Origin of the sequence: Massilia sp. CT11-108, assembly GCF_047302915.1 — a bacterium.
Taxonomy (GTDB): Bacteria; Pseudomonadota; Gammaproteobacteria; order Burkholderiales; family Burkholderiaceae_D; genus Telluria; species Telluria orientalis.
The window spans coordinates 1-5,175 of sequence record NZ_JBKYMO010000399.1 but is presented as its reverse complement, the minus strand read 5'-3'; the positions used below and the strand labels follow the sequence as shown (position 1 = coordinate 5,175).

Genomic DNA, 5,175 nt, shown 5'->3' with positions numbered 1-5,175 from the left:
GCCCCAGCCGGCGCCGTAGCGGCCGGGCTGCGCGAGGCGCGTGCGGCGCGGGCGGAACACCGAACGCAGGACGGTGATGCCGACGAGGATCAGAAAGATGCTGACGACGATGTTGGGGCCGTCATCCTCCTGTTGTTGTTGCGCGGACGGCTGCGCTTGCGGTGCGGGGAATTTTTCCTCGTTCAGCAGGGTGGCGATGGCGCCCACGCCCGCGACGAGGCCGCCGTACCAGTCCTGCTGGCGGAAGTGCGGGGCGATCGTGTCTTCCAGAATACGCTTCGATTGCGCATCCGTGAGGACGCCCTGCACGCCGCGCCCCGCCTCGATGCGCAGGCGGCGCAGCGCCTTCGGATTGTCTTTCGCGACGACCAGCAGCACGCCGTCGTCGACGCCCTTGCGTCCAAGCTTCCATTCGTCGGCCACGCGGATGCTGTACTGCTCGATCGCCTCCGGTTCCGTCGACGATATCAGCAGCACGGCGATCTGGCTGCCCGTCTTGGCCTCGTAGTCGGCCAGCACGCCTTCCAGTTTCTGGCGCTGGTCCGGCGTCAGCATGCCGATCTCGTCGGTGACGCGCGCGCGCAACGCCGGCACGGGCTTGAACTGCTGGGCGTGCGCCTGGCAGGCCAGCAGCAAGGTCAGCATCCAGGCCCACAGCAACCGCGGCAGGGCGTTCATGGCATGGCCTTATTTGCCGAAGTTGACGGTCGGCGCCGTCGAAATGGCCTTCTCGTTCTCGACCGTGAACGACGGCTTGGCCTGGTAGCCGAACATCATGGCGGTCAGGTTGGTCGGGAAGCTGCGGACCGTCACGTTATAGTCCTGCACGGCTGCGATATAGCGCTGGCGGGCCACCGTGATGCGGTTCTCCGTGCCTTCCAGCTGCGACTGCAGGTCGCGGAAGCTGGCGTCGGCCTTCAGCTGCGGATAGTTCTCCGACACGGCCATCAGGCGCGACAGCGCGCTCGACAACTCACCCTGCACCTGCTGGAATTTCTGGAAGGCTTCCGGGTTGTTCAAGACTTCCGGCGTGATCTGGAAGCTGGTCGCGGCCGCCCGCGCGCGCGTGACGGCTTCCAGCGTCTCCTTTTCATGCGTCGCATAGCCCTTGACCGTGTTCACCAGGTTGGGAATCAGGTCGGCGCGGCGCTGGTACTGGTTGACGACTTCGGCCCACGCGGCCTTGGTGGCCTCGTCCTTGGCCTGGAACTGGTTGTAGCCGCAGCCCGACAGCAGCGTGGCGGCCAGTACGGCGGCCAGCAGCATGCCGGCCCAGCGCGTGAACAGGGAAGGTTTCATCTGAGGACCCGTAATTAGTTGTCGAATGGCCAAAATATAACCGAAATGCCACAGCGATGGCGAGACAAACGGGTGGAAGGCTACAATAGAGGGTTTGCAATCAGATCAGAGAGGCCGCCCATGAACTTCATCGACAAACTGAACGCCGCCTGGAAGCGCAACGATTCCCTGCTGTGCGTGGGACTCGACCCGGACACGGCCCGCTTCCCCGCGCACCTGCAGGGCCGCCCCGACGGCATCGTGGAGTTCTGCAAGGCCATCATCGACGCCACCGCCGACCTGGCCTGCGCCTTCAAGCCGCAGATCGCCTATTTCGCCGCCCTCGGCGCGGAAGACCAGCTGGAAGCCATCTGCCGCTACCTCCGTGAGAACTATTCCGACATCCCGCTGATCCTGGACGCCAAGCGCGGCGACATCGGCGCGACCGCGCACCAGTATGCGCGCGAAGCCTTTGACCGCTATGGCGCCGACGCCGTCACCGTGAACCCGTACATGGGCTTCGACTCGGTCGAACCGTACATGGAGTGGAAAGACCGCGGCGTGATCGTCCTGTGCCGCACGTCGAACGCGGGCGGCTCCGACCTGCAATTCCTCGACGTTGGCGGCCAGCCGCTGTACCAGCATGTGGCGCGCCTCGTCGCGGAGAAGTGGAACAGGAACGGCCAGTGCGCCCTCGTCGTGGGCGCCACGTTCCCGGAAGAACTGGCGCAAGTGCGCGCCATCGTCGGCGACATGCCGTTGCTCGTGCCCGGCATCGGCGCGCAAGGCGGCGACATCGAGGCGACCGTCAAATCGGGCCGCACGGCCGGCGGCGCGGGCATGATGATCAATTCCTCGCGCGCCATCATCTACGCGCAGCCGCAGGGCGGCGAGGATTTCGCTGCGGCGGCGCGCCGCGTGGCGCTCGAGACGCGCGACGCCATCAACCGCTACCGCGGCTGAGTCCGTTTTACGTCTCCGCCTTGCGCTGCCTGGCCAGCGCCAGGTAGCGCATCCCGACCGCCAGCGCCGCGAAGCCCGATGCGGCGGCGACGCCCAGCGCCCAGCGCGGCCCCACATGGTCGGCCACCCAGCCGACGATGGGCGCGCCGATCGGTGTCGTGCCCAAGGCAATGCCGAGCCGCAACGCCATCACGCGGCCGCGCATCGCGGGTTCCGTGGACAGTTGCAGCAGGCTGTTCGATGTATTCGTGAAGGTGAGGGCGGCCACGCCCGTGAGCGCCAGCGCGGCCGCGAACCACAGGTAGCCGGGTGACACGGCCGCCAGCGCGCAGCCGGCGCCGAACACGCCGGCACCGACGACGAGTGCGCTGAACCGGGTATGCTCGCGGCGCGCGGCGAGGAGCGCGCCGACGACGCTGCCGACCGCCATCGTCGACGACAGCAGGCTGTAGCCCCGCGCATCCGTATGGAACACCGAGACGGCCATCGTGCCGATGAAGATCGGGAAGTTCAGGCCGAACGTGGCGATCAGGAACAGCATGCCCAGCAGCGCCATCAGGTCCGGCCGTTTCCATACGTAGCGCACGCCGTCCAGCATGCCGCGCCCGCCTGCGCTCCCGGGCGCGCGCGGGTGCAGCGCGTCCTTGCGCAGCCAGGCCAGCGAGCACAGGACCCCGACGTACGACAGCCCGTTGACGACGAATGCCCAGCCGGTGCCGACGCCGGCGATCAGGAGGCCGGCGGCCGCGGGACCGATCATCCGCGCGGCGTTGAACGACGTCGAGTTCAGCGCGACCGCGTTGGGCAAGTCGGCATCCCCGACGAGGTGCGCGACGAACGTCTGGCGCACGGGCGCGTCGAAGGCCGATGCGCAGCCGAACAGGAAGGCGAACACGTACACGTGCCACAGCGCGACGACGCCGGCCAGCGTCATCGCGCCGAGCACGAGGGCGAGCGAGCCCATCGCGGTCTGGGTGACCATCATCAGCTTGCGCTGGTCGACGTGGTCGGCGGCCCAGCCCGTCCACGGCAGCAGGAGTAATTGCGGGCCGAACTGCAGGGCCATCACGGTGCCGACGGCCGACGCGTTGTGGTGCGTCAGTTCCGTCAGCACGAGCCAGTCCTGCGCGGTACGCTGCATCCACGTGCCCACGTTGGAGACCAGGGCGCCGATGGCCCAGAGGCGGTAATTGAAGTTGCTGAGCGAGCGAAAGGCGCGGGACATCAAGGTGTGAATGGTGGACATTCGAGGCCGGGGGCCCTCAAATGAAACGTGCCCACCGTGATGCCGGTCAGTACCGGCTGGGGGCGATCATCTCCGCGTAATCATACAGGGCTCCGAGGATTTCTTCAGCGCGCTCGTCCGCCGTCTCGGACAGCGCGTCGATCTCGGCAAACAATTGATCGATCGTGCGCGCACCACCCGCGCCGTCGAACAGGCGCGCGGCGCGGTGGTCTTCCCAGGCCTGCTGCTCGTCCTCGCCCAGCGTGTGCGGGAAGTTGCGGGCGCGGTAGCGGAACAGCAGGTGCGACAGGCGCTCGTCCTCGAACGACGGGCGCAAGGTCGCCAGCTTCGGCGCGGCTTCCGCGCGCAATGATTCCAGCCGGCGCCGGTCGCCGTTCGAGACGAAGCCGCCGTACAGGTCTTCGTCGACGTCGACGCTGGCGGTGACCGCCTCGCGCTGGTACACCTTCTGCCAGATCGCCGTCATGTCCGGCCCGGCCGCGGCGCTGCGGGCGTGGGCGAGACATTGTTCGACGTCCAGTTCCCACCGGGCCGCCATCTGTGTGCTGAGCGTTTTCAGGTTACCGACCAGCATCGGCGACTTATTCAGGTGCACGCTCTTGATCGGGAGCCGCGTCATGCCCTCGGGCATCTCGGCGGCGCGGGTGAACATCCGCTGGCGGATCGTCTCGACGTTCAGGTTGAACAGTTCGGACGGGTCGTGGCGGCAGTCCCACACGAGGACTTCGTTCTTGTTCGTGGGATGCGTCGCGAGCGGCCAGACGACGCCCAGGCAGCCGCGCTCGGCCGGGAACATGCCGGACACGTGCAGGAACGGCTGGCGCAGTGCGCGGTCCAGGTGCAGGCCCATCTGTTCCGCGACCTTGTCCTTGCGGCGCAGTTCCAGGCAGAAGTCGAACAGCTTCGGCTGCTTGCTGCGCAGCAGGCGCGCGAGCGCGATGGTGGCGCGCACGTCGGACAGCGCGTCGTGCGCGGCGTCGTGCACGAGGCCGTTGTCGCGCGTGAGATGTTCGAGCCTGAAGCTGGGACGGCCGTCATCGTGGCGCGGCCACGTGATGCCGTCCGGACGGAGCGCATAGGCCATGCGGACGACGTCGAGCATGTCCCAGCGGCCGCAGCCGTTCTGCCATTCGCGCGCATACGGGTCCATCAGGTTGCGCCACAGCAGGAAGCGCGTGACCTCGTCGTCGAAGCGGATGGTGTTGTAGCCGACGCCGATCGTGCCCGGCTCGGAAAACGCGGCGCAGATGCGGGCCGCGAATTCGTGTTCGGGCACGCCGTGTCCCAGGCAGTGCTGCGGCGTGATGCCGGTGATCAGGCAGGCTTGCGGGTCGGGCAGGTAGTCGGGCGCCGGCTGGCAATACAGCATGATCGGTTCGCCGATCTCGTTGAGGTCGGCGTCGGTGCGGATCGCAGCGAACTGTGCGGGACGATCGCGCCGCGGTTCCGCGCCGAACGTCTCGTAATCGTGCCAGAGGAAGGTGTGGTTGCTCATCGTGGCGCCATTCTAACTTGCAAGCATCGCATGGCCTAGCACCGGCTCAATCCGGCTTTGGGAACTTCATGTGCCGATGCGGTCGCGGCCTGCTTCCTTGGCGCGGTACAGCGCGGCGTCGGCGGCCTCGACCAGGCCCCGTTCGTCCTGGCCGGGCAGCAGCGTGGCGACGCCGAACGACCCGGTGACGTGC

Annotated in this window: 6 protein-coding genes; 1 reads left to right on the top strand and 5 read right to left on the bottom strand. The window is 67.5% G+C overall.

Going from position 1 to position 5,175, the window contains the following annotated elements; all coding sequences use genetic code 11:
• On the bottom strand, positions 1 to 678 hold a 678-nt coding region (locus ACEN88_RS23910), incomplete at its 3' end, for a TPM domain-containing protein (protein ID WP_413343662.1).
• 9 nt (positions 679 to 687) lie between these two features.
• Positions 688 to 1,266: a LemA family protein gene (locus tag ACEN88_RS23905; RefSeq protein ID WP_413343666.1), complete on the bottom strand. Its 579-nt coding sequence runs from the start codon at positions 1,264 to 1,266 to the stop codon at positions 688 to 690.
• A 153-nt stretch (positions 1,267 to 1,419) separates the two neighbouring features.
• On the opposite strand from ACEN88_RS23905, the gene pyrF reads away from it, so the two are divergent.
• The gene (gene pyrF / locus ACEN88_RS23900) at positions 1,420 to 2,241 is read left to right on the top strand and encodes an orotidine-5'-phosphate decarboxylase (RefSeq protein WP_413343660.1); all 822 of its coding nucleotides are present in this window, start codon (positions 1,420 to 1,422) and stop codon (positions 2,239 to 2,241) included.
• A 7-nt stretch (positions 2,242 to 2,248) separates the two neighbouring features.
• On the opposite strand, the gene ACEN88_RS23895 is transcribed toward pyrF, so the two are convergent.
• The 3 genes from ACEN88_RS23895 to ACEN88_RS23885 form a co-directional block, all read right to left on the bottom strand.
• Complete coding sequence (locus ACEN88_RS23895) at positions 2,249 to 3,466, bottom strand: MFS transporter (RefSeq protein ID WP_413343658.1); 1,218 nt, start codon at positions 3,464 to 3,466, stop codon at positions 2,249 to 2,251.
• A 67-nt stretch (positions 3,467 to 3,533) separates the two neighbouring features.
• On the bottom strand, positions 3,534 to 4,982 hold the full coding sequence (sbcB, locus tag ACEN88_RS23890) for an exodeoxyribonuclease I (protein ID WP_413343656.1): 1,449 nt from the start codon (positions 4,980 to 4,982) through the stop codon (positions 3,534 to 3,536).
• Positions 4,983 to 5,048: 66 nt separating this feature from the next.
• Positions 5,049 to 5,175 (bottom strand): diguanylate cyclase domain-containing protein (locus ACEN88_RS23885; protein ID WP_413343664.1); only part of this gene is annotated, 127 nt, incomplete at its 5' end.

What these genes read in the sequence shown, in the direction of transcription:
- ACEN88_RS23905 (WP_413343666.1), bottom strand. Translation starts at nt 1,266, where the DNA reads ATGCTGCTGGCCGCCGTACTGGCCGCCACGCTGCTGTCGGGCTGCGGC.
- pyrF (WP_413343660.1), top strand. Translation starts at nt 1,420, where the DNA reads ATGAACTTCATCGACAAACTGAACGCCGCCTGGAAGCGCAACGATTCC.
- ACEN88_RS23895 (WP_413343658.1), bottom strand. Translation starts at nt 3,466, where the DNA reads ATGTCCCGCGCCTTTCGCTCGCTCAGCAACTTCAATTACCGCCTCTGG.
- sbcB (WP_413343656.1), bottom strand. Translation starts at nt 4,982, where the DNA reads ATGAGCAACCACACCTTCCTCTGGCACGATTACGAGACGTTCGGCGCG.